Source organism: Pseudomonas sp. DTU12.3 (assembly GCF_004124275.1).
GTDB classification, from domain to species: domain Bacteria; phylum Pseudomonadota; class Gammaproteobacteria; order Pseudomonadales; family Pseudomonadaceae; genus Aquipseudomonas; species Aquipseudomonas helmanticensis.
Genome location: NZ_CP027218.1, coordinates 1 through 26824, shown reverse-complemented (window position 1 = coordinate 26824; position 26824 = coordinate 1). Strand labels below are relative to the sequence as shown.

Sequence of the window (26824 nt, the reverse complement as noted above, 5' to 3'; positions counted from 1 at the left end):
GGTGAATTCGCCCGCAAAAAAGATGGGCTAAGATATCACAGCGACCGCTACGGAACAGCGGCGCCCACAGACAGGGAAGTGCTATGAGTATTCGCGATTGGCCGGCGGCGGAACGCCCGCGGGAAAGGTTGTTGGAACAAGGTGCGGCGAGTCTTTCGGATGCGGAACTGCTGGCGATTTTCCTTCGTACCGGCGTGCCGGGGAAAAGTGCGGTGGATCTGGCGCGGCATTTGTTGAGTCAGTTCGGCAGCCTGCGTTTGCTGCTTGAGGCCGATCAGGACGCCTTCAGCAAACAATTGGGTTTGGGTCCGGCAAAGTTTGCGCAGCTGCAAGCGGCGCAAGAAATGGGCAAGCGGCATCTGGCCGAACGCTCGCGCCAGAAACCTGCACTGGAAAACCCGCAAGTAGTCCGCGATTACCTTAAAGCCATGCTGAGGCATGAGCCACATGAAGTGTTCGGCTGTCTTTTTCTTGATTCAAAGCATCAGGTGCTGAATTTCGAGGCGCTGTTTCGCGGCTCGATCGACAATACCAGCGTGCACCCTCGGGAAGTGGTGAAACGTGCGTTGGCTAACAATGCGGCGGCGGTGATTCTCTGCCACAACCATCCGTCGGGGAACACGGATCCCAGTCAGGCGGATCGATTGCTGACCAAGCGCCTGCAAAAGGCTTTGGATCTGATTGATGTGCGGGTGCTCGATCACTTCATTGTTGGCGATGGAGAACCGCTGTCGATGGCGGAATGTGGCTGGATGTAACCCTTCCCCTGTAGGAGCTGCCGCAGGCTGCGATCTTTTGATCTGCAAAAACAACCTCAAAAGATCGCAGCCTGCGGCAGCTCCTACAGGGGGTCGGTTATTTCAGATTGACCTTGGAGTAGTCCTGGCGGCCAAACGGGCTGACGGCGTAACCCTGCACGTCTTTACGCGTCAGTGCGTAGGCGGTTGGGTGCGCCAGCGGCAACCACAGCGCCTGCTGCTGAATCTGCGCCTGCGCCTGCTCGTACAGCTTGGTGCGCACACCTTGCTCGCTGGTGGTCTTGCCGGCGCTGATCAGCTTGTCCAGATCGGCGTTGCAGTAGCGGGCGAAGTTGGTGCCCGACTTGACCGCAGCACAGGAAAACTGCGGCGTGAGGAAGTTGTCCGGATCGCCGTTGTCGCCGGCCCAGCCCATGAACAGCAGATCATGCTCGCCGGCCTTGGCGCGGCGAATCAGCTCGCCCCACTCGATCACGCGGATTTCCGCCTGAATGCCGATTTCTGCCAGATCCGACTGCAACAATTGCGCGCCGAGGCTTGGGTTCGGGTTGAGCAGGCTGCCGGACGGACGCGTCCAGATGGTGGTCTGGAAACCATCCTTCAAACCGGCCTTGGCCAGCAGCGCCTTGGCTTTGGCGACATCGTGCGGATACCCCGGCAGGCTCTTCGCGTAGCTCCAGGTGTTTGGCGGATAAGGGCCGTTGGCCGCTTCGGCGGTGTCTTCGAACACCGCCTTGATGTAGTTGGCCTTGTCGAATGCGAGGTTGATCGCTTGGCGCACTTCCGGCTTGTCCAGCGGTGGATGCTGGCTGTTGATGCCGACGAATGCGGTCATGAACGCGTCAGTCTTTTCGACTTTCAGTGTGGGCTCTTTCAGCGCGGCCTGTACGTCGAGAGGCTTCGGCGACAGGGCGATCTGGCATTCGTTACGTCGCAGCTTTTGCAGGCGCACGTTGGCGTCCGGGGTAATGGCGAAGATCAGCGGATCCACCGCAGGCTTGCCACCGAAGTAATCCGGGTTGGCCTTGTAGCGAATCGCCGCGTCTTTCTGGAAACGGTTGAACACGAACGGGCCAGTGCCGATCGGCTGGCTGTTGAGCTTGTCCGTCGCGCCGGCCTTCATCAGTTTGTCGGCGTATTCAGCGGAGTAGATCGAAGCGAAGCCCATGCTCAGGGTCGCGAGGAATGTCGAATCCGGGTGATCGAGAGTGAAGCGCACGGTCAGCGGATCAAGTGCGTCGATCTTCTTGATCAGTGCCGGCAACTGCATCGACTGCGCATGCGGGAAGCCGCTCTGAGCGACTTTGTGCCACGGGTTGGCCGGGTCGAGCATGCGGTCGAAGCTGAACTTGACGTCTTCGGCGGTCAGCTCGCGGCTCGGCTTGAAATAATCGGTCGTATGAAACTTCACCTGCGGATGTAGCTTGAACACATAGCTCAGGCCGTCAGTGCTGACTTCCCAGCTGTCGGCCAGGCTCGGCACGACTTTGCCGCTGGCCGTGTCGAAGTCCACCAGACGGTTCATCAGTACGTCGGCCGAGGCGTTGGTGGTGGTCAGCGAGTTGTATTGCACCACGTCGAACCCTTCCGGGCTGGCCTCGGTGCAGACGCTCAGCGCGGCAGCCTGGGCCAGAGGGCTCAGCAGGAGCGGGGCGAGCAGCAGGGGTAGGGCAGCGAGGCGCATGGTCGGTTTCCTTTTACAGATCGAAGGCCCATCTGCAAGTGCAGTCTGGAAAAGGCCTACCCTAGAGGGCTGGATTACAAATGACTATCCCCTTTTTGCATTTTAAGGGCACAGTGATGGCCGTTTTTCAGACCGCGGTGCTTCGCAAAAAGTCTGAAACGCCTGCTTGGGCGACTTTCTGCGACGAGTGGTAAAAATCGATGCCGGCCTTTATCCAAAGCGTTCGCAGACCGAAAAAGCGCCTTTTTACCGATTGATTGCAAACCGAATGTTGTTGCATCCCGGTCTTTCTGGTATAAAGCAGCGCTCTTTTCTAGGGGCCCGGTTCCTTCACTGTAGGTGTAGCCGGTAAGACCTCTAAAGAAACGCGGCGCCTGGCGCCAAATGACTGAGAGATTAAGCGGCCAACCCATGCCGGGTTGGGCATGTGGTTTTAGAGGGCTGAGGCATGTCGAGAGTATGTCAAGTTACCGGTAAGGGTCCGGTGACTGGGAATAACATTTCCCACGCAAACAACAAAACCCGTCGTCGTTTCCTGCCGAACCTGCAGCATCACCGCTTCTGGGTTGAAGAAGAGAAACGTTTTGTGCGTCTGCGCGTATCTGCCAAAGGCATGCGTATCATCGACAAGCGTGGCATCACTGTCGTGCTCGCCGAACTTCGCCGCGATGGCAAGATTTAAGGGAGCTAATCATGCGTGAATTGATTCGTTTGATCTCGAGCGCCGGTACTGGTCACTTCTACACTACCGACAAGAACAAGCGTACTACCCCGGACAAAATCGAGATCAAGAAATATGATCCGGTTGTTCGCAAGCACGTGATCTACAAGGAAGGCAAAATCAAGTAATTGATTTTTCCCGACTTACGAAAAAGGCCCGTATCTCACGATACGGGCCTTTTTTGTTGCCTCGGTTTTCACCCGCTGGCTATGTAGGAGCTGCCGAAGGCTGCGATCCTTTGATCTTGGAAATCAACAGATCGCAGCCTTCGGCAGCTCCTACAGGGGATTCTGATGCTGGCATTTTGATCAAGCCTTTTGTTCGAAGATCACATAGACCTTGCGGCAAGCCTCCAGCACTTCCCAAGTGCCACGAAACCCCGCCGGAATCACAAACCGGTCGCCAACACGCAAGGTCTTGGCATTGCCATCGCTGTCCCGCAGTACCGAAACGCCCTGCAAAATCTCGCAGTATTCATGCTCGGTGTAATTCACCGTCCACTGCCCGACTGCACCTTCCCACACGCCGACGCCCATCTGCCCACAAGGGCTATCGTATTGATGAAACACGGCCTGTTCAGGATCACCCTTGAGCACTTTGGCCGGGTCCGGGCGATAGCGTTCGGCTTCGCTGCTGGTAAGGCTGATGTCGACGACGTTCTGGATGTTCATTGTTGTTATCCCCTGTGAATACGGCGCGATGGGCTGGAAAGGGCCAAAGTCTATGTTGATTAAAATCAACACCGCAAGGCCGTATGGCCACCTTATGTCAAATATATTGAAACAAACCCGGTGCCTGGTTTAGGGTGGCGGGTGCCTCTGGCCGAAAAAACCGGCTGGCCGGGCAGAATTCTTGAGGACGCTGGCGAAGATCGCGCGGCGCTCGTATTCAACAAGCGGAGGACACTCGAAATGACCACCCTGACTCGTGCCGACTGGGAGCAACGCGCCCGCGACCTGAAAATCGAAGGCCGCGCCTACCTCAATGGCGAATACACCGACGCCGTCTCCGGCGAGACCTTCGAGTGCATCAGCCCGGTCGATGGCCGTCTGCTCGGCAAGATTGCCAGCTGTGACGCCGCCGACGCTCAGCGCGCTGTGGAAAACGCCCGCGCTACTTTCAATTCCGGCGTATGGTCGCGCCTGGCGCCGACCAAGCGCAAAGCCACCATGATCCGTTTTGCCGGCCTGCTCAAGCAGCACGCTGAAGAGCTGGCCCTGCTCGAAACCCTCGACATGGGCAAACCGATCAGCGATTCGCTGTACATCGACGTCCCGGGCGCAGCGCAAGCGCTGAGCTGGAGCGGTGAAGCGATCGACAAGATTTACGACGAAGTGGCGGCGACTCCGCACGATCAACTGGGTCTGGTGACCCGCGAGCCAGTGGGCGTGGTCGGTGCCATCGTGCCGTGGAACTTCCCGTTGATGATGGCCTGCTGGAAACTCGGCCCGGCGTTGTCGACCGGTAACTCGGTGATTCTCAAACCGTCGGAAAAATCTCCGCTGACCGCCATCCGCATTGCCGCGCTGGCCGTTGAAGCCGGTATTCCGAAAGGCGTGCTCAACGTGCTGCCGGGCTACGGCCACACCGTCGGCAAGGCGCTGGCCCTGCACAACGATGTCGACACCTTGGTGTTCACCGGTTCGACCAAGATCGCCAAGCAACTGATGATCTACTCCGGCGAATCGAACATGAAACGCGTCTGGCTGGAAGCCGGTGGCAAGAGCCCGAACATCGTCTTTGCCGATGCGCCGGATCTGCAAGCCGCCGCCGAATCTGCCGCCAGCGCCATCGCCTTCAACCAGGGCGAAGTCTGCACTGCCGGTTCGCGTCTGCTGGTCGAGCGTTCGATCAAGGACAAGTTCCTGCCGATGGTGATCGAGGCGTTGAAAGCCTGGAAACCGGGCAACCCGCTGGATCCGGCGACCAACGTCGGTGCGCTGGTCGATACGCAGCAGATGAATACCGTGCTGTCGTACATCGAATCCGGCCATACCGATGGCGCCAAACTGGTGGCTGGCGGCAAGCGCATCCTGCAGGAGACCGGTGGCACCTACGTTGAGCCAACGATTTTCGATGGCGTGAGCAACGCGATGAAGATTGCCCAGGAAGAGATTTTCGGCCCAGTGCTGTCGGTGATCGCTTTCGATACGGCTGAAGAGGCGATCCAGATCGCCAACGACACGCCGTACGGTCTGGCCGCTGCGGTCTGGACTCAGGACATCTCCAAGGCCCACTTGACCGCCAAAGCGCTGCGCGCCGGTAGCGTCTGGGTTAACCAGTACGATGGCGGCGACATGACCGCGCCGTTCGGCGGCTTCAAGCAGTCGGGCAACGGTCGCGACAAGTCGCTGCACGCGTTCGACAAGTACACCGAACTGAAAGCGACGTGGATCAAGCTGTAAGCCGTTAACGGTAGCCCGGTCACGCCGGGCTACCTGACGAGACAGAGATCCCCTGTGGGAGCGGGCTTGCTCGCGAATGCGGTGCATCAGTCAGCACATTTGCTGAATGTGAAACCGTATTCGCGAGCAAGCCCGCTCCCACAGTGGTTTTGCGGTGCACATAATAATTATCCACAGGAGCGTGGAACATGCGTTGGGCGACGTATTTCGCCGTGTTGGCGTCTGTCCTGAGTGTCGGCCTGGCCCTGGGGGTCAGCATGCCGTTGGTGTCGTTGCGTCTGGAGAGTTGGGGTTACGGCTCTTTCGCCATCGGTGTGATGGCGGCGATGCCGGCGATTGGCGTGTTGTTGGGCGCAAAGATTTCCAGCCATCTAGCGGCACGCTTCGGCACAGCCAACCTGATGCGCCTGTGCCTGTGGGCCGGGGCGTTGTCGATTGGCTTGTTGGCGTTGTTGCCGAGCTACCCGATCTGGCTGCTGTTGCGCCTGATGATCGGCGTGATCTTGACCATCGTGTTCATCCTCGGTGAAAGCTGGATCAATCAACTGGTGGTCGAAAACTGGCGTGGCCGCTTGGTGGCGCTGTATGGCAGCAGCTATGCGTTGAGCCAGTTGTCTGGGCCGTTGCTGCTGGGCGCGCTCGGCACCGAAGATGATTACGGGTTCTGGGTTGGCGTCGGCTTGCTGTTGGTTTCGCCGTTGCTGTTGCTGGGCCGCAGTGGCGCACCGAGCAGTGAAGCGAGCAGCGTGACGTTCCGCGACCTGTGGGTATTCGCTCGCGATCTGCCGGCGATTGCCTGGGCGGTATCGTTGTTCGCCGCGTTCGAGGCAATGATTTTGACGCTGTTACCGGTGTATTGCCTGCAACAGGGCTTCACTGCCGAAATCGCGCTGGCGATGGTCAGCACCGTGGTGGTCGGCGATGCATTGCTGCAATTGCCGATTGGCGCGTTGGCCGATTACCTGTCGCGGCGCACATTGTTCGCCGGCTGCGCGGTGGTGCTGATGCTGTCGAGTCTGGCGATTCCGCTGTTGCTCGATACGCTGCTGATCTGGCCGTTGTGGGTGTTGTTTGGCGCCAGTGCCGGTGGTTTGTTCACCCTGTCGTTGATTCTGATCGGCGAGCGTTATCGCGACGATGCGCTGATGCGCGCCAATGCGCATATCGCGCAGCTGTGGGGCGTCGGTTGTCTGATCGGGCCGCTGGTGGCGGGGGCGGGGAGCCAATGGATCAGCGGGCATGCGTTGCCGCTGTTGATGGCGATCGGGGCGTTTGGATTGGTGATATTGCTATTGCGCCAAGGGGCATTTGGTACAGAGCAAACGGCTTAAGGTCAAAAGATCGCAGCCTGCGGCAGCTCCTACAGTTGAAATGTATGTCCATGTAGGAGCTGCCGCAGGCTGCGATCTTTTGCTTTTCAAAGCATCCGCTCAAGCCCCACGGTGGTGCTGAACCACGCATTGAAGCGTCGCCACCAACTCCCCGGTTCCTTGGTCAGTGTGTGCATCTGGCCGTTGTCTTCGGTCACCCAGACAATCTTGCCATCCTGCAATTTCGCCTCATAACTCAACGCTGGTGCCATGCCTTGCAACGCCAGTTTGCGCACATGTTCGGCCAGTTCGGGGCTGTCGACCAACACGCCGACTTCGGTGTTCCACAACACCGAACGCGGGTCAAAGTTGAACGAGCCGATAAACGATTTCTGCCGATCGAAGATCATCGCCTTGCTGTGCAGGCTTGAATCCGAGCCGCGAAACGACTTGCTGTAAAACACATGCGGCCCGCTGCCGTAGTTATCCCCAGGCTGGCGTCGTAACTCATACAGCTTCACGCCGTGTTCGAGCAGCGCTTTGCGATAGGGCGCATAACCGCCGTGCACTGCGGGCACATCGGTGGCCTCCAGCGAATTGGTCAGCAGGCTCACCGCGACGCCGGCATCGGCGCGTCCGGTCAGGTACACCAACCCTGGCTGGCCCGGCACGAAGTACGCCGAGATCATGATCAACTCCTTGCTGACGCCTCTCAGTTCGGGGGCCAGTTGCGTGGTCAGCAGCAATTGCGGGTCCGGCTCGCCTTTGGCCAGCACCTTGCTCGGCGCGTCCCACAGCGCCTGATTCCACGCCCAGATCAGCTCCTTGCGCCAGATGTCCATGCGCGGCTCGGTGGTGAAGGTCATCAGCTGCTGATAGAGCGCGTGATTCTGTTTGCGCGTGTCTTCCAGCGATTCTTCCAGGCGCGTACGGGTGTTCTGCAAATCCCGGGCTGAGGGTTTGCTGGAGAGGAATTCATCGATGGGCTTGCTCAGTGCGCTGTTCCAGTATTGGTCGAAACTGTGCCCGAGCTGCTCGGCCACCGGCCCCATGCTGAGCATGTCGATGTCGGTGAAATTCAGGTTCGGCTCGGCATCGAAATACTCATCGCCCAGATTGCGCCCGCCGACGATGGCCGCGCTGTTGTCCGCCAGCCACAACTTGTTATGCATGCGCCGATGCTGCAAAGACAGGTTGAACAGACGTCCTGCTGCGCGCGTTACGCCGGTGCTGCGCCCCAGATGCAGAGGGTTGAACAGCCTGATCTGGATCTGTGGATGCGCGGCCAGGGTGGCGATGATCTGGTCGAGGCCGTCGCTGGTGGTGTCGTCGAGCAGGATGCGCACGCGCACGCCACGGTCGGCCGCCTTGAGCACTTCTTCCACCAGCATGCGCGTGCTGATGCCGTCGTGAACGATGTAGTACTGCAAGTCGAGGCTGACCTGCGCATTGCGGATCAGCTCGGCGCGAGCGGTGAAAGACTCGGTGCTGTTGGACAGCAGACGAAAGCCGGAACGGCCCTGATGGGGTGCGGCCTGGGCCTGGATTGAGCGGCCGAAGCTGGAGCTGGACGCCGGCAAGGCCTGGCTCGGTTCGCGCGGCACATCGAGCGTGGCACAGCCGTTCAAGAGCAAGGCGAGCAGCGCTGCAGCGATCAGTTTTTGTCCGGGAATCACGTGGCGGTCTCGGGTCGTGACGGAGGGCGAAGTATGGCATGGGCATCGCTGCCCTGAATTCAATCGGTGGGTGCTGCAAGGCAGCAGCACGCAATGTTTTGTCATCGAGAAGTAGGAAATAGTTTCTCAGCAGCAATTGCCTATGAGTCAGGTCGATTTTTCCCCATCCAGGCGATGTTTTCTCCTACAGATTTATCCTCCAAAAGCCGCAATTATCCGCCCGCTTACTTACGTGTGAAGTCAGTAGGAAGCTTTTTTGTTAATGACATGGAAGATACGGCTTATGAAAAACACCCACCGGCTCGCCGTCCTCGCTGCGGCCTTGCTACCCTCGCTGGCACTGGCGGAGAGCGTTGACCTGAGCGTCATCGGCACCATTATTCCGACCTCCTGCATCCCGGCCTTTGCCGGGGGCGGAACGGTAGACTTGCGCAAGATTTCCGCGTCCACGCTTAACGCCACCACGCAAACGTTGCTGCCGGAACGAGACATCTCGCTGCACATCAATTGCGACGCCCCGGCTCCGGTTGAAGTGTCGGTTCGCGATAACCGTGCAGCGACCAAATTGCCGGGTATCAGCGACGGCGCCGGTCAAAGTGATCCGGTGTTGTTCTTCGGTCTTGGCGCCATCGATGGCACGCGGATCGGTGGATTTGCCCTGCGCCATGGCACGCCGGAGACTGACGGAACAAGTCGCGCACTGCTGACCCGCACGCTCGCAGCGCCAGCATGGCGCGTGCCGTCCAGCTCCTTGGTGAGCAATGCCCCGGCGCTGTATTCCTGGGGTGTCAATGCCGCGACAGGGCCTGTTGCCGCTCGGCATCACGGCTTCCCGATGAGCTTGCTGCCGATCATTGGCGCGAGTAACAACTTGCCGATCGCCAACGAGATCCCGCTCGATGGCTCGGTGACCTTCGACATGTTCTACCTCTGACCGTCGAGCCCGGCAGCCACCAGATTGCCGGGCTTTTCCTCCCGACAGGAACACGCCGGCGGCGCCGGAAATGTGGCCTGGAATTTTCCGGTATTGACCGATGCCCCTTTCATTCAATCCTGCTTTGAAGCAGGTTTCCCTGTGGCTATTCGCCGGCCTTTCGATGTCACTTGCGCAAGGCGCCGGCATGGTTCCGCAAACGCCGGTATTGGTCGTCGAGCAGAGCCTCGGAGAAGCCATCATGAACGTGCGCAATACCGATGCTCATCCCGCGCTTCTGTACACCACCGTCGAAAACACCGAAGTGGACGATGAGGTCCTGCTGGTTTTCACTCCCCCGGTTGCGCGTGTCGAGGCTGGCCAGATTCAGCAGGTTCGGTTCATTCTGCAGAGCGCTCAGCCCTTGCAGACCGAACGTTTGAAGCGGGTGATCTTCGAAGGCATCAATCCGGTTGCGGCCACAGGTGGCGCGCGCGTCAGCCTCGGCGTGCGGCAGAACTTGCCGGTGATCCTGCGTCCGGCGGGGTTGCCCGTCGAGCGTGAGCCGTGGAAGCGCCTCGCCTGGACCGTCACGCGGGATGGCTTGCACGTGCACAACCCCAGTCCTTACGTCGTGCGGCTCGGCAAAGCGCTTACACCGTCGCCTGGCTCACGCCCGGTCGAACTGCCGCGCACCTACATTCTGCCGGGCGAGCGACTGCAGCTTGATTTGCCTTTGAGTACGCTGGCACAGGTGTCGTCGGTGCGGATATTCCCGGCGACGACATATGGTTTTGCTGTCGACCATTACGATGCCCCGGTGACACGTTGAACTGGATCTGCATCGCCGCGTCGTTGCTGGCGCTGGGTAACTGCGGATGGCGCGTGGCGCTGGCGGCAGAGCCGCTGACGTTCGACATTCAAGTGCTCAGGGATCGCGGGATCGATCCGGCCCTGGCGGAGTATTTTCGTGATGCAGCGCGCTTCACCCAGGGCGCGCATGCCGTTGTGCTTGAAGTCAACGGACAGCCCAAGGGGCGTGTGCCGATGACGTTCAACGATGTCGGCGAGTTGTGTCTGGGCACGCAATGGTTGAAGGCGGTCGGAGTTCGACTGCCCGTGTCTGTACCGCTGCCGCCGGGGCAGTGTGTGACGGCTGCACAGGGTTTTCCCGCGGCCATCGTGGAGTTGAACCCGGGCAGTCAGCAGGTCCGGTTGCTGGTGCCTACCGATACGCTGGCTGAGCCTGCGCGGGCGCAGCGCAGCTTTGCCAATGGTGGCGTGGCCGGTGTGTTCAATTACGATCTGTTGATGGCCGGCAGCCAACTCGACGGGCAGACCAGCAGCTATCGCAGCTTCAGCTCGGAAGCCGGATTGAATGCCGGTGACTGGGTGTTACGCAGTCGCCAGTCTTTCACGGCATTGCCCGACAGCTCGCGGTTCGAGCATCTCTATGCCTACGCGATGCACACGCTGGAAGATCATGATGCGAGCGTTCAAGTCGGTCAGCTCAACCTGGCATCGTCGCTGTTTGCCGGTGAGTCGTTCACTGGCGTACAGGTTTTTCCTGAAGCGGCCTTCGCCCGACTCGATGCCGCCCGCAACGGCGCCCGTGGCCAGGTGGACGGTGTCGCTTACTCGCCGTCGCGTATCGAAGTCCGCCAGAACGGCGTGACGATCTACACGACGATGGTGCCTGGCGGGCCTTTTACCTTGCGCGCGCTGCCGTTGCTGAGCAATCAGCTCGATCTTGAGGTCGCGGTGCATGAGCAGGATGGTCAGGTGCGACGTTTTCGGGTGCCGGCGGCGAATCTGCAAGAGGCGCAGTCTGACGCCCCCGTGGGTTTCAATCTGGCGCTGGGCCGGGTCCGTCGACTGTCTGCGGATAACCGTGAGGCTCCGACATTCGCGGCGTTCAGCCAAGACTGGGAAATGCGCCGAGGCCTGCGTGCGACCGCCGGTGCGCTCGCGGGCAGCGAGTACCTGTCGGCCGGTTGGGGGCTGCAACAACAGTGGGCGGGGCCGATCACGCTGGGGCTGCGTCAAGTGGTGTCCGAACAGCGCGCGGCAGGGCTTGTGGGCGATCAATGGCAGCTGACATTCAGTGCGCCTTTGGCGGCCAATCTCTCGGCGAGCCTGGTCGCGGTGCGCCAGAGCCGGGACTTTCGCACCTTGTCCGATACCGACTGGAATCAGCGTCGGCATCAGGCCGAGTCACGCAAACGCGATCACTGGGTGTTTTCGCTCAATGGCGCCACCGATGACTGGGGCGCATTTGGCGCAAGCTGGTCGCGTTATTCGAGTATGGACGAAGCACCGGTGTCGCAATTGGGGTTGTCCTGGTCGCTGACATTGCCGCAGCGCGTCAGTTTGTCACTGAGCGTTGAGCGAGGCATCGGTGGTGCCGAGGAATATCGTCCGGGCCGCGCAGCTTACCTGACCGTGGGTATACCGCTGGGCGGGCAAGGCCGGTTGCGCGGGTATGTGCGCAGTGACGAACGCTCGGGCATGCGCCAAGGGCTGGCCGTCAGCGCTGCGGTCAGCGAAACCCTGGCCTACACCGTCAATGCCGAGCACCGGGATAACACACCGGCGGCATTGGCTGCCCGAATCAATGCGTTGCCACGCTATACCAGCCTGGATGTCGGGCTCGGGCAGCGCGCCGGTGCGACGGAATATGATCTGGGCTTGCGTGGCGGTGTGTTGCTGCACCGTGATGGCGTCACGCTGTCACCCTATGCGCTGCGTGACACGCTGGGGGTGCTGAAGGCGGGGGAGCGTTCCGGGGTGCGGCTGCAAACGCCACAAGGCCCGGTCTGGACGGATGGCACGGGGCGTGCGGTGGCGGCGAACCTGCCAGCCTATTCTCTGGCGCGGCTTGAGGTTGACCCACTGGGCCTGCCGCGTAATGTCGAAGTGCTCAATGGCGTGCAGGAGGTGACGGCCGGACGGGGTTCGGTGCAGCACCTGGATTTTTCCCTGATTACCGTCCGGCGTCTGTTGCTCAAGGCACGCTCGCAGGATCGACAATGGTTGCCCAGAGGCTTGAGCGTGCTGGATGAGCAGGGCCAGTACCTGACCTCCGTGATGGAGGCCGGGGCGATTTTCTTGCCGGACATCAAACCTGCGCAGGTGTTGCGCGTGAGGCTATCCGACAGCAGCCACTGCATCTTGCATTTCCCCCTGAGCGATTTGCCCGACGACGCCATGCAAATGGAAACCGTTGAGGCGATTTGCCGCCCTGCCATCCTGTCCTGATCGAGTGCCTGCCATGAATCCTTGGGTTATTGCCATATTGCCGGCTTGTTTTGCCTGTGCCTCCGCCTGGGCGAACGGTGCATGTGAGGTGGATCTGTCGCCAGCGACCGTGGATTACGGCGCCACCACTCGTGCCGAACTTTTGCGTTCTGCAGGGGCGCAGGGCGCAGGATTTGGCCTGCGCAACGTGCATTTGCGCATCCAGTGCCCGCAAGCTCGCCCGATCAAATGGTCTTTTGTCGCGCCGGCGGCGGGCGCTCGAGGCTATCGCTGGGAGGCTGGCACGTTGCAAGTGCGGATTGTGGCTGCGCGCCTGGATGGCGTGGCGGTGCAGTGGCGGCTGGAAAGCGGTCAGCCAGTCGAGGCGAATCTGTTAGCGCCGGGAGCGCGTATCGTGCCCTGGAGCGGAGCGGCTATCGCGCAGGGACGGTATCTGCAAGTGGAACTCGAGATCGATGCCCAAGTGGCGGACGCCTCAAGCCGGGTGGCCGACCTGAGGCGATTCGAAGGCCACGGAACGTTTCAGATCGATTAGTTTGCGGCCAGCAGTTTGATCGCTGTTGCCCCCACCTTGCGTACCGCTTCTTCGATCAGCGCTGTCGGTTTGGCCGCGTAGTTCATCCGCAGGCAATTACGGTACTTGCCCGAAGCGGAAAAGATGCTGCCGACGGCAATCTGAACGCCTTGATCATTCAACGCCCGATTGAGTTTCAGCGTGTCGAAACCTTCCGGCAATTCGACCCACAGCATAAAGCTGCCTTGTGGTCGGCTGGCGCGGGTGCCGACAGGAAAGTAACGCGTGACCCAATCGATCATCATGTCGCGATTGCGCTGGTATTGCGTACGCATCCGCCGCAAATGCGGTTCGAAATGGCCGGCCTTGAGGAACTCGGCAATAGCGATCTGCGGCTGCGGCGCGGTCGATCCGGTGCTGATGTATTTCATGTGTAGCACGCGTTCCAGATAACGACCCGGAGCAACCCAGCCGATACGCAGCCCCGGTGCCAGAGTCTTGGAAAATGAACTGCAGAGCAGCACGCGGCCGTCTTCGTCGAAGGATTTGATCGTGCGCGGACGCGGGTAGGTGTAGGCCAGTTCGCCATACACATCGTCTTCGATGATCGCCACGTCGAAACGCTGCGCGAGGTTGAGCAGGGCGCGTTTGCGCGACTCCGGCATGATGTAGCCGAGCGGGTTATTGCAGTTCGGGGTGAGTTGAATGACCTTGATCGGCCATTGCTCCAGCGCCAGTTCCAGCGCTTCGAGACTGATGCCAGTGAGCGGGTCGGTAGGAATTTCCAAGGCTTTCATGCCGAGGCCTTTCAACGTTTGCATGGCGCCGTGAAAGCTTGGCGAGTCGACCGCGACAATGTCGCCCGGCTCGCAGATCGCGTGGATGCTGGTGGACAGCGCTTCGTGGCAACCGGTGGTGATGACCAGGTCGCTGGCGCTCAACTGGCAGCCGGAATCGAGCATCAACCGGGCGATCTGCTCACGCAGTTCGAGGGTGCCGTGGATGTTGTCGTAATACAGACCGGGCATGTCCTGGCGGCGGCTGATGCGGGCCAGCCCACGCAGCAGCGGCTTCATGGTCGGCGAACTGATGTCGGGCATGCCGCGACCCAATTGCACGACGTCCTTGCGCGGCACCGCGCGAATCAATTCCAGCACCTGATCCCACTGCGAAATTTCCACTGGCCGCTGCGCCGGACGGCCCACGGCAGGCAGCTCCGGCAGCTCACGGCCGACCGGCACAAAGTAGCCGGACTTGGGTTTCGGCGTGGCCAGGCCGCTGTCTTCGAGCATGCGATAAGCCTGCTGCACCGTGCTCAGGCTGACGCCATGTTCTACGCTCAAGGCGCGCACCGACGGCAACCGGTCACCTGGACGATAGAAGCCTTGTTCGATGCGCGTGCCGAGCAGTTCGGCGAGGTTCACATACAGAGTCATGGCACTGCCTCGATGCAGTTGATTCGTTAAACCAGTACAGATGCGTCAAAAATCGACAATTCAGACTCGGAAGCAGCAAATCTGTATGGAATTAATACAGATCCGTTGAATCTGTAATGCTTTTGCCGACCCGCGCATCATGGAATCTCTGGCTACCCAAGTAAACAGGAGCGACAAAAAATGAACGGCTTGAGCGATGTGCGGCTGACGTTACACAGTCAGGAACTGGAGGCAGGGCAGAAGGACAATGCGTGGCATGCGGCGATGCGCAACGCGCCGTCCGGCCTGAGTCGCTGGGAACTGTTCTGGCATCGTCTGCACACACGCAAGGCGTTGCTGAGCCTTACGCTGGACCAGCTCAAGGATATCGGGCTGACGCGTGAACAGGCGCTGGAGGAGGGGTTGAAGCCGTTCTGGCGGATCTAAGATCTGTATTGTTCTCTCGGGCCCTTTCGCGAGCAAGCCCGCTCCCACAGGAGAATGCATTTCAAACTGTGGGAGCGGGCTTGCTCGCGAAGGCGGCCTCAAGAACACCACAAAACCATCAGACCAGCTCTTTCATCCGATGCCACAACATCCCCAACGCCAACAACGGCGAACGCAGATGCTTGCCGCCCGGAAAGGTGATGTGCGGCACTTTGGCAAACAGATCGAAGCCGCCGCTGTGCTGCCCGCTGATGGCCTCGGCGAGCAACTTGCCCGCCAGGTGCGTGGCATTCACCCCGTGACCGGAATAGGCCTGGGCGTAATACACGTTCGGTTGATCGGCGAGTCGGCCAATCTGCGGTAAACGGTTGGCGCCGATGCCGATCATGCCGCCCCACTGATAGTCGATTTTCACCCCAGCGAGTTGCGGGAAGACTTCGAGCATCTTCGGCTGCATGTACGCCGCGATGTCTTTCGGATCACGTCCCGAATAATGGCAGGCACCGCCAAACAGCAAGCGCCGATCAGCCGAGAGTCGGTAGTAATCCAGCGCTACCCGCTGATCACACACCGCCATGTTCTGCGGCAGCAGGTTGTGCGCCTGTTCTTCGCTCAACGGTTCGGTGGCGATGATGTAGCTGCCGGCGGGCAGCACCTTGCCGCTGAGTTGCGGATTCAGATCATTCAGATAGGCGTTGCAGCCGAGCACCAGCGTCTTGGCGCGAACCGAACCCTGGGCCGTGTGCACTTTGACTTCGGGGCCATAGTCGATGCGAGTGACGGCAGAGTGTTCAAACAGTTTGACGCCCAGTTGCTGCGCCGCTGCCGCTTCGCCCAACGCCAGGTTGAGCGGATGCAAATGCCCGGAACCCATGTCGATCAATCCACCGATATAGCGTTTGGAACCGACCACGCTGTGCATCTCGCTGGCTTGCAGCAAACGGGTTTCGTAGCGATAACCGAGGCTGCGCAGTTCTTCGGCGTCTTCGGCAAAACCTGCAAGGTCGCTGGGCTTGTTGGCGAGGTCGCAGTAGCCCCAGGTCAGGTCGCAGGCAATCTGAAAACGCTCGACGCGCTGGCGGACGATTTCCACCGCTTCCAGGCCCATCAGTTTCATCTCGCGTACGCCGTCGCTGCCGATGACATTGGCGAACTGATCGAGGCCATGGCCGACCCCGCGAATCAGCTGGCCGCCATTGCGACCGCTGGCGCCCCAGCCGATCTTGTGCGCTTCCAGCAACACCACGCTGAGGCCGCGTTCGGCCAGTTCCAGTGCCGTGTTCAACCCGGAAAAGCCGCCGCCGACCACGCAGACGTCGGCCACCACGTCACCTTGCAGCAGCGGATGATCCGGTTGCGGCAAGCTGCTGGCGGCGTAGTAAGAGGCAACGTGGGGTTGGCTCGCGGGGGTGTCGGCGCGGGCGGTCATGGGCGTCATCCTGAGGCTTGGGTGTCGAGAAAATTTGACGGAGCATAAGCCGCGCGCCCGAACGCGGGCAACATTGGTCGGCCCGCGGTGTCTGGATCACGGCTTTTGCGGCACAATTGCCGTCTATTTCACCTTGGTTACCGTTTCGATGAGCTGCAACAGCCAGACAGTCCGCACCTTGCGCCAGCAGATCCCCTCGTTCGAGTGCGTGCCCGGCTGCCACGATTGCTGCGGGCCGGTGACCACCTCGCCGGAAGAAATGGCCCGCCTGCCGCGCAAGACCCGCGCCGAGCAGGATGTGGCGATGGAGGAGCTGAACTGTGTGCACCTGGGGCCAAATGGCTGCACGGTGTATGAGGAGCGGCCGCTGATTTGTCGGTTGTTCGGCACGACCAAAACCTTGCCTTGCCCGAATGAGCGGCGGCCGGTTGAGCTGATTCATCCGCGGGTCGAGAAGCAGATTTTCGAGTACATGGCGGCGAATCGGCAGGTGTTGGTTTAAAAGATCGCAGCCTTCGGCAGCTCCTACAGAGAAATGCATTCCCATGTAGGAGCTGCCGAAGGCTGCGATCTTTTGATCTTCGAAATCTCAGTCTGGAATCGGCAGGCTCAGGCTCTCCTTAACCTCTTCCATGACGATATAGCTCTTCGACTCCCGCACATGCGGCAGCTTCAGCAGAATGTCGCCCAGCAGCTTGCGGTACGAGGCCATCTCGGAAATCCGCGCCTTCACCAAGTAATCGAAATCCCCTGACACCAAATGACATTCCAGCACGTGCGGCAATTTCAGCACCGCGCGGCGGAACTCCTCGAAGGTGTCGCCGGATTTGTAGTCGAGGCTGATCTCGACGAACACCAGCAAGCTACCCTTCAAATGCTGCGGATTCAGCCGGGCGTTGTAGCCCATGATGATGCCTTCACGCTCCAGACGCCGCACCCGCTCGGTGCAAGGCGTGGTGGAGAGGCCGACCTTCTCGCCGAGTTCGGTAAAGGAAATCCGCCCGTCCGCCTGCAGGATCCGCAAGATGTTGCGGTCGATCTTGTCCAGCTCACGTTTGGTCTGAGTGTTGGTACGCATAGGGGATGCGCCTCCGTGAAAAGGGTTTTTGCCGAGAATTGTCGCCAAATATAGGCGCTTATATAGTGAAAAGCACTGGCATTTCTTTTTTACACTGCGCGCATCATTGCTCTAACAACAGACGTACGCGGCCCTGCCGCGATGAGGGATACAAAAATGCGCGTAATGGTCTTGGGTAGCGGCGTCATCGGTACCGCCAGTGCTTACTATCTGGCCCGCGCCGGGTTTGAAGTGGTGGTGGTCGACCGGCAGCCTGCTGCGGCCATGGAGACCAGTTTCGCCAACGCCGGCCAGGTCTCGCCGGGCTACGCCTCGCCGTGGGCCGCGCCGGGCGTACCGCTGAAGGCGATCAAGTGGTTGTTGCAGCGCCACGCCCCTCTCGCGATCAAGGCCACCGCCGACATCGACCAGTACCTGTGGATGGCGCAGATGCTGCGCAACTGCACCGCCAACCGTTACGCGGTGAACAAGGAGCGCATGGTGCGCCTGTCCGAGTACAGCCGCGATTGCCTCGACGAATTGCGCGCCGAAACCGGCATTGCCTACGAAGGCCGCAGCCTCGGCACCACCCAATTGTTCCGCACTCAGGCTCAACTGGACGGCGCAGCGAAAGACATCGCCGTGCTGAAAGAGTCCGGCGTACCGTTCGAACTGCTCGACCGCGCCGGCATTGCCCGCGTCGAGCCAGCGCTGGCCAGCGTCACCGACATCCTCGCCGGTGCCCTGCGCCTGCCGAACGACCAGACTGGCGATTGCCAGATCTTCACCACGCGTCTCGCTGAAATGGCCGTGAAGCTGGGTGTGGAATTCCGCTTCGGCCAGGACATCCAGAAACTCGACTACGCCGGTGATCGCATCAACGGCGTGTGGATCGACGGCAAGCTGGAAACCGCTGATCGCTACGTATTGGCACTCGGCAGCTACTCGCCGCAATTGCTCAAGCCGCTGGGCATCAAAGCCCCGGTGTATCCGTTGAAGGGTTACTCGCTGACCGTGCCGATCACCAATCCCGCGATGGCGCCGACTTCGACCATTCTCGACGAGACCTACAAGGTCGCGATCACCCGTTTCGACAACCGCATCCGCGTTGGCGGCATGGCCGAGATCGCCGGTTTTGACCTGTCGCTGAATCCGCGTCGCCGCGAAACCCTGGAGATGATCGTCAACGACCTTTATCCTCAGGGCGGCAATCTGGCCGAGGCGAGTTTCTGGACCGGTCTGCGTCCGACCACGCCGGACGGCACGCCGATCGTTGGCGCGACACCGTTCAAGAATCTGTTCCTCAACACCGGTCACGGCACCCTCGGTTGGACCATGGCGTGCGGTTCCGGTCGCTTGCTGGCCGACCTGATGGCGAAGAAAAAGCCACAGATCAGCGCCGAAGGCCTCGATATTTCCCGTTACGGCAACAAAATTCAGGAGTCCGCAAAACATGTCAATCCAGCGCCAGCTCACCAATGAGCGCATGAGTCAGATCGTCAGCCACAACGGCACCGTGTATCTGGCCGGGCAGGTCGGCGACGACTTCGATGCCGGGATTGAACAGCAGACCCGCGACGTGTTGGCCAACATCGAGCGTTTGCTTGATCTGGCTGGTACCGACAAACAGCACCTGTTGTCGGCGACGATTTACCTGAACGACATCGAGGCGCACTTCGCGGGGATGAACTCGGTGTGGGATCAGTGGCTGCCGAAAGGCGCAGCCCCGGCCCGCGCCACCGTCGAAGCAAAAATGGCCAAGCCGAGCATTCTGGTAGAAATCTCTATCGTCGCCGCGCTGCCGTAACCGTTGTAAAGATCCCTCTCCCGGCGCTGTTGGCGGTTCACGTCGTCAGTCGGCGCCGGTTTTTCTTCCCATGACCGCCTAGAAGTCTGCCGCCATGCGTCCTGCCCGTGCCCTGATCGACCTTCAAGCCCTGCGCCACAACTATCAAATTGCCCGCGAAGTCACCGGCGCCAAGGCGCTTGCGGTGATCAAGGCCGATGCCTACGGCCATGGCGCGGTGCGTTGCGCCCAGGCGCTGGAAGCCGAGGCCGATGGTTTTGCCGTGGCCTGCATCGAAGAGGCGCTGGATTTGCGCGCCGCCGGCATTCGTGCGCCGGTGTTGTTGCTGGAAGGGATTTTCGAGGCCGATGAGCTGGCGCTGATTGTCGAGCATGATTTCTGGACGGTGGTGCACTCCCTCTGGCAGCTCGAAGCAATCGAGCAGGCCGCGCTGAGCAAGCCGATCACGGTGTGGCTGAAGCTTGATTCGGGCATGCACCGCGTCGGTTTGCACCCGAAGGATTACGCGGTGGCCTATCAGCGTCTGCTGGCCAGCGGCAAAGTGGCGAAAATCGTCTTGATGAGCCACTTCGCCCGCGCCGATGAACTGCACGCGCAGAGCAGCACCGAACAAGTCGCGGTGTTTGAAGCGGCGCGTCAGGGCCTGGCGGCGGAAGTCAGCCTGCGCAATTCGCCTGCCGTACTCGGTTGGCCGCAGATTCACAGCGACTGGGTGCGCCCGGGCATCATGCTTTACGGCGCGACCCCGTTCGAAGAAGCCAACGCCGTGGCCGATCGTCTGCAACCGGTGATGACTCTGGAATCGAAAGTCATCTGCGTGCGTGAACTGCCGGCCGGTGAGCCTGTCGGTTACGGCGCCAAATTCATTACCGACAAACCGATGCGCATCGGCGTGGTCGCCATGGGTTACGCCGACGGTTACCCGCGTCAGGCGCCGACCGGTACACCGGTTTTGGTGGCTGGCAAGCGCAGTCGCATTCTCGGTCGCGTATCGATGGACATGCTGTGCATCGACCTGACTGATGTGCCGGAAGCCGAGCTCGGTTCGCCTGTCGAACTGTGGGGCAAAAACATCCTCGCCAGCGAAGTGGCGCAGTGGGCCGACACCATTCCGTACCAGATTTTCTGCAACCTGCGCCGGGTGCCAAGGCTCTATTCCGAGGGTTGACGCCGCTGCGGGGGCCAAGTGTTGTAAATACTGAACGCTGTCGCCATGATAACGCTCAATATTCTTACAACATCAGGAGGCTCGCGCCTTGGACGTCGGTGAACGACTGCAATCGATCCGCAAGCTCAAAGGGCTTTCCCAGCGTGAACTCGCCAAACGCGCGGGCGTCACCAACAGCACCATTTCGATGATCGAAAAGAACAGCGTCAGCCCTTCGATCAGTTCGCTGAGGAAGGTTCTGGGCGGGATTCCCATGTCCATGGTCGAATTCTTTTCCGAAGAAATCCTGCAGGAAATTCCGACCCAGATCGTCTACAAGGCCAACGAGCTGATCGACATTTCCGACGGCGCCGTGACCATGAAACTGGTCGGCCGCGCGCACCCCAGCCGCGCCATCGCGTTTCTCAATGAAATCTACCCTCCGGGCGCCGATACCGGCGAAGAAATGCTCACCCATGAAGGCGAGGAAACCGGGATTCTGGTAGAGGGTCGCCTGGAACTGGTGGTGGGTCTGGAAACTTTTATTCTCGAAGCCGGCGACAGCTACTACTTTGAAAGTACCAAGCCGCATCGTTTCCGTAATCCGTTCGACTTGCCTGCGCGACTAATCAGCGCAGCCACGCCGGCGAATTTCTAAACCAAGAGGCGCCAGGCCATTACGGCAAAGGCACCCAAGCTGTTTTACCGATGCGCAACAAGACCCCTTTAATAATGGGGTTGTTTCAGTGTGGCGGGCTACCCGCTATACTTGCGCCCGCCTGCGAACCGTGGCCGCAGGCGTGAATAGCCACCATTGAGGGTGAACGCGTGAACCTAATTATGAAAATGCTGGCTGCACCAGCAACCGTATTGGCCCTCTGGGCTGTCAGCGCTCAAGCTGCGACGAATGACGACATTGCCAAACGCCTCGAGCCTGTCGGCCAGGTGTGTGTTCAAGGGCAGGAATGCAAGGGGATGGAAGTGGCGGCAACCGCCGGCGGTGGTGGCGGGGCCAAGACTCCGGACGAAGTGATTGCCAAACATTGCAACGCTTGCCACGGTACCGGCCTGTTGGGCGCGCCGAAAATCGGTGACGCGGCAGCCTGGAAAGACCGTGCCGATCATCAGGGCGGCCTCGACGGTCTGCTGGCCAAGGCCATTACTGGCCTGAACGCGATGCCGCCGAAAGGCACCTGCGCTGACTGCTCGGATGACGAGCTCAAAGGCGCTATCCAGAAAATGTCCGGCCTGAAATAAGCCGCGCTTCTGATGAAAAAAACCGTCTTCGGACGGTTTTTTTGTGCCTGCGGGTTCAAGAGCCCCTCATCGGAACGCCGCCCGCCCATCCCTCTCCCGGAGGGAGAGGGGGCCGACCGAGTTGTCTGTCGCTCCACATCGACCTGAAAAACCTCAGCGATTATGGATTCGGCAAAGCAGGTTCAGGTCGGCGTATCTCTCCAATATCCCCCATTCAGTCCCCTCTCCCCCCGGGAGAGGGTGAGGGTGAGGGCAATCTGACGCTGTTCTTTGCAGCAAACTCAGGGCAATCTCGGTCTACCTCTATTCACGGAACGGGCAGGAGGCTTCAGATGGTGCAGTTGTGTTCGATCGAACAGGCAGTGGACGACGTGCTCGCACGGTTGCCGGCGCATATCCGCATGGGCATGCCGCTGGGCCTGGGCAAACCCAATCACTTCGTCAACGCACTGTACCGGCGTATCGCCAAACTGCCAGAGCGGCAACTCACCATCTACACCGCCCTGTGCCTGGGCCGCCCGAATCTGGGCGATGGTTTGCAGAAGCGCTTCATCGAACCCTTCGTCGAGCGCGTCTTTGGCGACTACCCGGAATTCGATTTCCTCTCCGACCTGCACCACGACAGCCTGCCCGCCAACATCCGTATCGAACAGTTCTTCATGCAGCCCGGCAGCCTGCTCAATAGCGCGCCGGCTCAGCAGGATTACGTCAGCAGCAATTACAGCCACGCCGCCCGCGACATCAACGCCGCCGGGCTGAATCTGGTGGCGCAATTATTGGCCAGCAGCAGCGAACACCCGGATCGCCTGAGCCTGAGCTGCAACCCGGACATCACCCTCGACCTGTTGCCGATGATCGCCAAGCGCCGCGACGCCGGGGAGACGATTCTGCTGGTCGGCCAGGTGCACACCGATCTGCCGTACATGCCTGGTGATGCCGAAGTCGATATCGACACCTTCGACCTGCTGATCGATGAGAAGGACAGCAGCACGCTGTTTTCCACGCCGAACATGCCGGTGGGGTTTCAGGATCATTTCATTGGTTTGCACGCGAGTACGCTGGTGCGTGACGGCGGCACGTTACAGATCGGCATCGGCTCGATGGGTGATGCACTGACAGCCGCGCTGCTCGCACGTCAGGCGGATAACGCCGGTTACCTGGCCTTGCTGCATGACATCAACCTCAGCCAATGGGCGCAACTGATCGAGCGCGAAGGCGGCACCGGGCCGTTTGCCAAAGGCCTCTACGGTTGCAGCGAGATGTTCGTCAACGGCCTGCTGGTATTGGCGGATGCCGGGATCATACGGCGCAAGGTTTACCCCGATGTACCCACGCAGGAGCAGGCCAACGCCGGCACTCTCGACGAAGCCGCGCAAACTGACGGCATCTCGGTGCACGGCGGCTTCTTCCTCGGCCCGCGCAGTTTCTACGAGCGCCTGCGCGAGTTACCACAGAGCAAGCGCCTCGAATTCAACATGACGCGCATCAGCTACATCAACGAGTTGTATGGGCAGGAAGAGCTCAAGCGCTTGCAGCGCCTTGATGCGCGGTTCATCAACACGGTGTTCACCATGACCTTGCTCGGTGCCGGTGTGGCGGATCAACTGGAAGACGGGCGGGTGCTCAGCGGTGTTGGCGGGCAGTACAACTTTGTGGCGCAGGGGCATGCGCTCCACGATGCGCGCTCGATTCTGATCCTGCGCAGTTGGCGCGAGTCCGGTGGCGACGTCAGCTCGAACATTGTCTGGGAATACGGCCACTGCACGATTCCACGGCATCTGCGCGACATCGTCGTGACTGAGTACGGGATCGCTGATTTGCGCGGTAAATCCGACGCGGTGGTGATTGAATCGCTGCTGAATATCAGCGACTCGCGTTTCCAGCAGGGCCTGATCGAGCAAGCGCAAAAGGTCGGCAAACTGCCAAAGGATTTCCGCCTCGATCCGCGCTTCGCCGACAACACGCCGCAGCGTTTGCAAGCGATCGCCGCACGCCATCCGAACCTGTTTCCGGAGTATCCGCTGGGTTGTGATTTCACTGCGATCGAACGGGATTTGTTGCGCGCGCTGAACTGGCTGAAGAGCAAATTCAAGCTCACCGAAATCCTCGAACTCGGTAAAGCCGCCCTCGACGCCCCCGAAGCATCGCTGTACCCCGAACACCTCGAACGCATGCAACTCACAAACCCGGAAGGCCTGAAAGAAGACCTCTTCCAACGCCTGCTCCTCACCGGCCTAAAAGCCACCACCCAATAACTGCCGGACCCAAAAACAACTGTAGGAGTGAGCCTGCTCGCGATGGCGGAGTTTCAGCTGACGAATATATCGACTGACACTACGCTATCGCGAGCAGGCTCACTCCTACAGGGGAGCTGCGGTGTTGCGGGTTATTCGATGAAGGTGACGACGCCACCCGTCAGCGATTTCACCCGGGCCAGCGATTCGACGCGGTAGCCCTGCGAGTCCAGCTCGGCGCGGCCGCCCTGGAACGACTTCTCGATGACGATACCCAAACCGGCAACGGTGGCGCCGGCCTGTTTGATGATCGAAATCAGCGCTTGCGAGGCCTTACCGTTGGCCAGAAAGTCGTCGATGATCAGCACGCGGTCGCTGCTGGTCAGGTGGCGCGGGGAGATCGCCACGGTGCTTTCGGTCTTTTTGGTGAACGAGTAAACGGTCGCCGACAGCAGGTTTTCAGTCAGGGTCAGGGACTGTTGTTTGCGGGCGAAGATCACCGGCACGCCAAGGTTCAGACCGGTCATGATCGCCGGGGCGATGCCCGAGGCTTCGATGGTGACGATCTTGGTGATGCCCGAATCCTTGAACAGCGAGGCGAATTCGTCGCCGATCAGCTTCATCAGGGCCGGGTCGATCTGGTGGTTCAGGAAGGCGTCGACCTTCAGGACCTGGTCGGAAAGCACGATGCCTTGTTCGCGGATTTTCTGCTGCAATGCTTCCATGAAGCTGTCCTCATTTGGCGCTTTGTGCGCCGAAGGTCTAGTAAAAAGTGGTCAATTCTAGCGCTTTAACATCGCGCGTATATCAGCCAATGCGCTATTGCCGCGCACGACTTTGACTTCGGTCGGTGTGTCGTCGTTGCCTTCCCAGGCCAGATCGTCCGGTGGCAGCTCATCGAGGAAGCGGCTCGGCGCGCAGTCGATGATCTCGCCGTACTGCTTGCGCTTGGCGGCGAAGGTGAAGGCCAGGGTCTGACGTGCGCGGGTGATGCCTACATAGGCCAGGCGGCGTTCTTCTTCGATGGTGTCGGCTTCGATGCTGGAACGGTGCGGGAGAATTTCCTCCTCCATGCCCATGATGAACACGTAAGGGAATTCCAGACCTTTGGACGCATGCAAGGTCATCATCTGCACACCTTCGGCGCCGTCTTCCTCTTCCTGCTGACGTTCGAGCATGTCGCGCAGGACCAGTTTGCCGATGGCGTCCTCGACGGTCATTTCGCCTTCTTCGTCCTTTTCGAGGGTGTTTTTCAACGCCTCGATCAGGAACCAGACGTTGCTCATCCGGTAATCGGCAGCCTTGTCGCTGGAGCTGTTGGTGCGCAGCCAGTTCTCGTAGTCGATGTCCATGACCATGCTGCGCAGCGCCGAGATCGGGTCTTCGCCGGCGCACTGCTCGCGCACTTTGTCCATGAAACGCTTGAAGCGCGACAGGCGATCGGTGAAGCGGCTGTCGAGATGCTCGCCCAGACCGATTTCGTCGGTGGCGGCGTACATCGAGATTTTGCGTTCGGTGGCGTAGTTGCCGAGTTTTTCGAGGGTGGTCGAGCCGATTTCCCGGCGCGGCACGTTGATCACGCGCAGGAAGGCGTTGTCGTCATCCGGGTTCACGATCAGGCGGAAGTAGGCCATCAGGTCTTTCACTTCCTGACGGCCGAAGAAGCTGTTGCCGCCGCTCAAGCGGTACGGCACCTGATGGTGCTGCAGCTTCAGCTCGATCAGCTTGGCCTGATAGTTACCGCGATAGAGAATCGCGAAATCGCTGTACGGGCGGTCAGTGCGCAAGTGCAGGCTGAGGATTTCCATGGCCACGCGCTCGGCTTCGGCGTCCTCGTTGCGGCAGCGGATCACGCGGATCTCGTCACCGTGACCCATTTCACTCCACAGCTGCTTTTCGAATTCGTGCGGGTTGTTCGAGATCAGCACGTTGGCGCAGCGCAGGATACGACTGGTCGAGCGATAGTTCTGCTCAAGCATCACCACTTTCAGCGATGGATAGTCGTCCTTGAGCAGCATCAGGTTTTCTGGCCGCGCACCGCGCCAGGCGTAGATCGACTGGTCGTCGTCGCCGACCACGGTGAACTGGTTGCGCGTGCCGATGAGCATTTTCACCAGCAGGTATTGGCTGGCGTTGGTGTCCTGGTATTCGTCGACCAGCAGGTAGCGCACCTTGTTCTGCCACTTTTCGAGAATGTCGGCGTGTTCTTCGAAGAGTTTTACCGGCAGCAGGATCAGATCGTCGAAGTCCACCGCGTTGAACGCTTTGAGCGTGCGCTGATAGTGGGTGTAGACGATGGCGGCAGTCTGTTCCTTGGGATTACGCGCATTCTCCAGCGCCTGAGGCGGCAGGATCAGGTCGTTTTTCCAGGCGCCGATCATGTTCTTGATCTCGTCGACGCCGTCTTCGCCCGCGTATTCCTTCTGCATGATGTCGGTCATCAGCGCCTTGACATCGGTCTCGTCAAAGATCGAGAAACCGGGTTTGTAGCCCAGCCGCGCGTGTTCCTTGCGGATGATGTTCAAGCCGAGGTTGTGGAAGGTGCAGACCGTCAGGCCACGCCCTTCGCCGGCCCGCAGCAAGGTGCCAACCCGCTCTTTCATCTCGCGCGCGGCCTTGTTGGTAAAAGTCATGGCGACGATGTACTGGGCGCGGATGCCGCAGTTCTGAACCAGGTGCGCGATCTTGCGGGTGATCACGCTGGTCTTGCCGGAGCCAGCACCGGCGAGCACCAATAGAGGGCCGCCGACGTAGTTCACGGCTTCTTGCTGCCGGGGATTGAGTCGGGACAT

25 protein-coding genes are annotated in these 26824 nt (G+C 60.1%); 17 read left to right on the top strand and 8 right to left on the bottom strand.

Translation table 11 applies throughout. The features are described 5' to 3' along the window. Nucleotides 1–83 precede the first annotated feature (83 nt). Nucleotides 84–758 (top strand): DNA repair protein RadC, encoded by a 675-nt coding sequence (gene radC / locus C2E19_RS00140; protein ID WP_129386516.1) that lies wholly within the window; start codon nt 84–86, stop codon nt 756–758. A 97-nt stretch (nt 759–855) separates the two neighbouring features. On the opposite strand, the gene C2E19_RS00135 is transcribed toward radC, so the two are convergent. Then, nucleotides 856–2442, bottom strand: a complete 1587-nt coding sequence (locus C2E19_RS00135) for an ABC transporter substrate-binding protein (protein ID WP_129386513.1) — start codon at nt 2440–2442, stop codon at nt 856–858. Nucleotides 2443–2890: 448 nt separating this feature from the next. On the opposite strand from C2E19_RS00135, the gene rpmB reads away from it, so the two are divergent. After that, complete coding sequence (gene rpmB, locus C2E19_RS00130) at nt 2891–3124, top strand: 50S ribosomal protein L28 (protein WP_007920377.1); 234 nt, start codon at nt 2891–2893, stop codon at nt 3122–3124. Between the two features lie 11 nt (nt 3125–3135). Beyond that, nucleotides 3136–3291: a 50S ribosomal protein L33 gene (rpmG, locus tag C2E19_RS00125; RefSeq protein ID WP_003177274.1), complete on the top strand. Its 156-nt coding sequence runs from the start codon at nt 3136–3138 to the stop codon at nt 3289–3291. Nucleotides 3292–3471: 180 nt separating this feature from the next. Here the strand turns inward: rpmG and C2E19_RS00115 are convergent, their stop codons facing one another. Beyond that, nucleotides 3472–3834, bottom strand: coding sequence for a cupin domain-containing protein (locus C2E19_RS00115; protein ID WP_008086800.1), 363 nt, complete (start codon nt 3832–3834; stop codon nt 3472–3474). A gap of 240 nt (nt 3835–4074) precedes the next feature. Here C2E19_RS00115 and C2E19_RS00110 point away from each other — a divergent pair, with 240 nt between their 5' ends. Next, the gene (locus C2E19_RS00110; protein WP_008086799.1) at nt 4075–5568 is read left to right on the top strand and encodes an aldehyde dehydrogenase; all 1494 of its coding nucleotides are present in this window, start codon (nt 4075–4077) and stop codon (nt 5566–5568) included. A 188-nt stretch (nt 5569–5756) separates the two neighbouring features. Further along, nucleotides 5757–6899, top strand: coding sequence for an MFS transporter (locus C2E19_RS00100; RefSeq protein ID WP_129386510.1), 1143 nt, complete (start codon nt 5757–5759; stop codon nt 6897–6899). 86 nt (nt 6900–6985) lie between these two features. On the opposite strand, the gene C2E19_RS00095 is transcribed toward C2E19_RS00100, so the two are convergent. Continuing rightward, nucleotides 6986–8554, bottom strand: coding sequence for a phospholipase D family protein (locus C2E19_RS00095; RefSeq protein ID WP_174823920.1), 1569 nt, complete (start codon nt 8552–8554; stop codon nt 6986–6988). A gap of 283 nt (nt 8555–8837) precedes the next feature. On the opposite strand from C2E19_RS00095, the gene C2E19_RS00090 reads away from it, so the two are divergent. The 4 genes from C2E19_RS00090 to C2E19_RS00075 all read left to right on the top strand — a co-directional run bounded on the left by C2E19_RS00090 (nt 8838) and on the right by C2E19_RS00075 (nt 13260). Then, the gene (locus C2E19_RS00090; RefSeq protein ID WP_129386507.1) at nt 8838–9488 is read left to right on the top strand and encodes a DUF1120 domain-containing protein; all 651 of its coding nucleotides are present in this window, start codon (nt 8838–8840) and stop codon (nt 9486–9488) included. A gap of 100 nt (nt 9489–9588) precedes the next feature. Then, complete coding sequence (locus C2E19_RS00085) at nt 9589–10299, top strand: fimbria/pilus chaperone family protein (protein ID WP_129386504.1); 711 nt, start codon at nt 9589–9591, stop codon at nt 10297–10299. Then, nucleotides 10296–12725 carry a fimbria/pilus outer membrane usher protein gene (locus C2E19_RS00080; protein WP_256661260.1) on the top strand — a complete coding sequence of 810 codons (2430 nt, stop codon included), beginning with the start codon at nt 10296–10298 and terminating at the stop codon, nt 12723–12725. The genes C2E19_RS00085 and C2E19_RS00080 overlap by 4 nt, the downstream gene beginning before the upstream one ends. Before the next feature lie 13 nt (nt 12726–12738). After that, entirely contained in the window at nt 12739–13260 is a 522-nt protein-coding gene (locus tag C2E19_RS00075; protein ID WP_129386501.1) for a hypothetical protein, read from the top strand. Here C2E19_RS00075 and C2E19_RS00070 read toward each other — a convergent pair. Beyond that, complete coding sequence (locus C2E19_RS00070; protein ID WP_129386498.1) at nt 13257–14675, bottom strand: PLP-dependent aminotransferase family protein; 1419 nt, start codon at nt 14673–14675, stop codon at nt 13257–13259. The genes C2E19_RS00075 and C2E19_RS00070 overlap by 4 nt on opposite strands. Nucleotides 14676–14855: 180 nt before the next feature. On the opposite strand from C2E19_RS00070, the gene C2E19_RS00065 reads away from it, so the two are divergent. Beyond that, nucleotides 14856–15101, top strand: a complete 246-nt coding sequence (locus tag C2E19_RS00065) for a DUF1127 domain-containing protein (protein WP_129386495.1) — start codon at nt 14856–14858, stop codon at nt 15099–15101. 118 nt (nt 15102–15219) lie between these two features. On the opposite strand, the gene C2E19_RS00060 is transcribed toward C2E19_RS00065, so the two are convergent. Continuing rightward, entirely contained in the window at nt 15220–16530 is a 1311-nt protein-coding gene (locus C2E19_RS00060) for an FAD-binding oxidoreductase (protein ID WP_129386493.1), read from the bottom strand. Between the two features lie 148 nt (nt 16531–16678). On the opposite strand from C2E19_RS00060, the gene C2E19_RS00055 reads away from it, so the two are divergent. Next, complete coding sequence (locus tag C2E19_RS00055; protein WP_129396064.1) at nt 16679–17032, top strand: YkgJ family cysteine cluster protein; 354 nt, start codon at nt 16679–16681, stop codon at nt 17030–17032. Nucleotides 17033–17119: 87 nt separating this feature from the next. On the opposite strand, the gene C2E19_RS00050 is transcribed toward C2E19_RS00055, so the two are convergent. Next, a complete protein-coding gene (locus C2E19_RS00050; RefSeq protein WP_003177284.1) occupies nt 17120–17608 on the bottom strand; it encodes an Lrp/AsnC ligand binding domain-containing protein in 489 nt (162 codons plus the stop codon). Between the two features lie 156 nt (nt 17609–17764). On the opposite strand from C2E19_RS00050, the gene dadA reads away from it, so the two are divergent. The 6 genes from dadA to C2E19_RS00020 all read left to right on the top strand — a co-directional run bounded on the left by dadA (nt 17765) and on the right by C2E19_RS00020 (nt 24053). After that, nucleotides 17765–19069, top strand: coding sequence for a D-amino acid dehydrogenase (dadA, locus tag C2E19_RS00045; protein WP_129386490.1), 1305 nt, complete (start codon nt 17765–17767; stop codon nt 19067–19069). Then, entirely contained in the window at nt 19041–19394 is a 354-nt protein-coding gene (locus C2E19_RS00040; protein WP_034152045.1) for a RidA family protein, read from the top strand. The genes dadA and C2E19_RS00040 overlap by 29 nt, the downstream gene beginning before the upstream one ends. Before the next feature lie 94 nt (nt 19395–19488). Further along, the gene (gene alr / locus C2E19_RS00035; RefSeq protein ID WP_129386487.1) at nt 19489–20562 is read left to right on the top strand and encodes an alanine racemase; all 1074 of its coding nucleotides are present in this window, start codon (nt 19489–19491) and stop codon (nt 20560–20562) included. 88 nt (nt 20563–20650) lie between these two features. Continuing rightward, the gene (locus tag C2E19_RS00030; protein WP_025112726.1) at nt 20651–21199 is read left to right on the top strand and encodes a cupin domain-containing protein; all 549 of its coding nucleotides are present in this window, start codon (nt 20651–20653) and stop codon (nt 21197–21199) included. Nucleotides 21200–21381: 182 nt separating this feature from the next. Then, nucleotides 21382–21798, top strand: a complete 417-nt coding sequence (locus C2E19_RS00025) for a cytochrome c5 family protein (RefSeq protein WP_053125000.1) — start codon at nt 21382–21384, stop codon at nt 21796–21798. Between the two features lie 332 nt (nt 21799–22130). Further along, nucleotides 22131–24053: an acetyl-CoA hydrolase/transferase C-terminal domain-containing protein gene (locus C2E19_RS00020; protein WP_129386484.1), complete on the top strand. Its 1923-nt coding sequence runs from the start codon at nt 22131–22133 to the stop codon at nt 24051–24053. A 131-nt stretch (nt 24054–24184) separates the two neighbouring features. Here C2E19_RS00020 and C2E19_RS00010 read toward each other — a convergent pair whose 3' ends face one another. Both C2E19_RS00010 and rep read right to left on the bottom strand, forming a co-directional pair. After that, on the bottom strand, nt 24185–24757 hold the full coding sequence (locus C2E19_RS00010) for a xanthine phosphoribosyltransferase (protein WP_034152041.1): 573 nt from the start codon (nt 24755–24757) through the stop codon (nt 24185–24187). Nucleotides 24758–24814: 57 nt separating this feature from the next. Then, nucleotides 24815–26824 (bottom strand): DNA helicase Rep, encoded by a 2010-nt coding sequence (gene rep / locus C2E19_RS00005; protein WP_129386480.1) that lies wholly within the window; start codon nt 26822–26824, stop codon nt 24815–24817.

Bases quoted from the DNA above. Each gene is read 5' to 3' on its own strand.
- alr (WP_129386487.1), top strand. From the start codon at position 19,489: ATGCGTCCTGCCCGTGCCCTGATCGACCTTCAAGCCCTGCGCCACAAC.
- radC (WP_129386516.1), top strand. From the start codon at position 84: ATGAGTATTCGCGATTGGCCGGCGGCGGAACGCCCGCGGGAAAGGTTG.
- dadA (WP_129386490.1), top strand. From the start codon at position 17,765: ATGCGCGTAATGGTCTTGGGTAGCGGCGTCATCGGTACCGCCAGTGCT.
- C2E19_RS00065 (WP_129386495.1), top strand. From the start codon at position 14,856: ATGAACGGCTTGAGCGATGTGCGGCTGACGTTACACAGTCAGGAACTG.
- C2E19_RS00070 (WP_129386498.1), bottom strand. From the start codon at position 14,675: ATGACTCTGTATGTGAACCTCGCCGAACTGCTCGGCACGCGCATCGAA.
- C2E19_RS00115 (WP_008086800.1), bottom strand. From the start codon at position 3,834: ATGAACATCCAGAACGTCGTCGACATCAGCCTTACCAGCAGCGAAGCC.
- C2E19_RS00085 (WP_129386504.1), top strand. From the start codon at position 9,589: ATGCCCCTTTCATTCAATCCTGCTTTGAAGCAGGTTTCCCTGTGGCTA.
- C2E19_RS00135 (WP_129386513.1), bottom strand. From the start codon at position 2,442: ATGCGCCTCGCTGCCCTACCCCTGCTGCTCGCCCCGCTCCTGCTGAGC.
- C2E19_RS00090 (WP_129386507.1), top strand. From the start codon at position 8,838: ATGAAAAACACCCACCGGCTCGCCGTCCTCGCTGCGGCCTTGCTACCC.
- C2E19_RS00025 (WP_053125000.1), top strand. From the start codon at position 21,382: ATGAAAATGCTGGCTGCACCAGCAACCGTATTGGCCCTCTGGGCTGTC.
- C2E19_RS00060 (WP_129386493.1), bottom strand. From the start codon at position 16,530: ATGACCGCCCGCGCCGACACCCCCGCGAGCCAACCCCACGTTGCCTCT.
- rep (WP_129386480.1), bottom strand. From the start codon at position 26,824: ATGTCCCGACTCAATCCCCGGCAGCAAGAAGCCGTGAACTACGTCGGC.
- rpmG (WP_003177274.1), top strand. From the start codon at position 3,136: ATGCGTGAATTGATTCGTTTGATCTCGAGCGCCGGTACTGGTCACTTC.
- C2E19_RS00040 (WP_034152045.1), top strand. From the start codon at position 19,041: ATGTCAATCCAGCGCCAGCTCACCAATGAGCGCATGAGTCAGATCGTC.
- C2E19_RS00020 (WP_129386484.1), top strand. From the start codon at position 22,131: ATGGTGCAGTTGTGTTCGATCGAACAGGCAGTGGACGACGTGCTCGCA.
- C2E19_RS00055 (WP_129396064.1), top strand. From the start codon at position 16,679: ATGAGCTGCAACAGCCAGACAGTCCGCACCTTGCGCCAGCAGATCCCC.
- C2E19_RS00100 (WP_129386510.1), top strand. From the start codon at position 5,757: ATGCGTTGGGCGACGTATTTCGCCGTGTTGGCGTCTGTCCTGAGTGTC.
- C2E19_RS00075 (WP_129386501.1), top strand. From the start codon at position 12,739: ATGAATCCTTGGGTTATTGCCATATTGCCGGCTTGTTTTGCCTGTGCC.
- C2E19_RS00110 (WP_008086799.1), top strand. From the start codon at position 4,075: ATGACCACCCTGACTCGTGCCGACTGGGAGCAACGCGCCCGCGACCTG.
- rpmB (WP_007920377.1), top strand. From the start codon at position 2,891: ATGTCGAGAGTATGTCAAGTTACCGGTAAGGGTCCGGTGACTGGGAAT.
- C2E19_RS00050 (WP_003177284.1), bottom strand. From the start codon at position 17,608: ATGCGTACCAACACTCAGACCAAACGTGAGCTGGACAAGATCGACCGC.
- C2E19_RS00010 (WP_034152041.1), bottom strand. From the start codon at position 24,757: ATGGAAGCATTGCAGCAGAAAATCCGCGAACAAGGCATCGTGCTTTCC.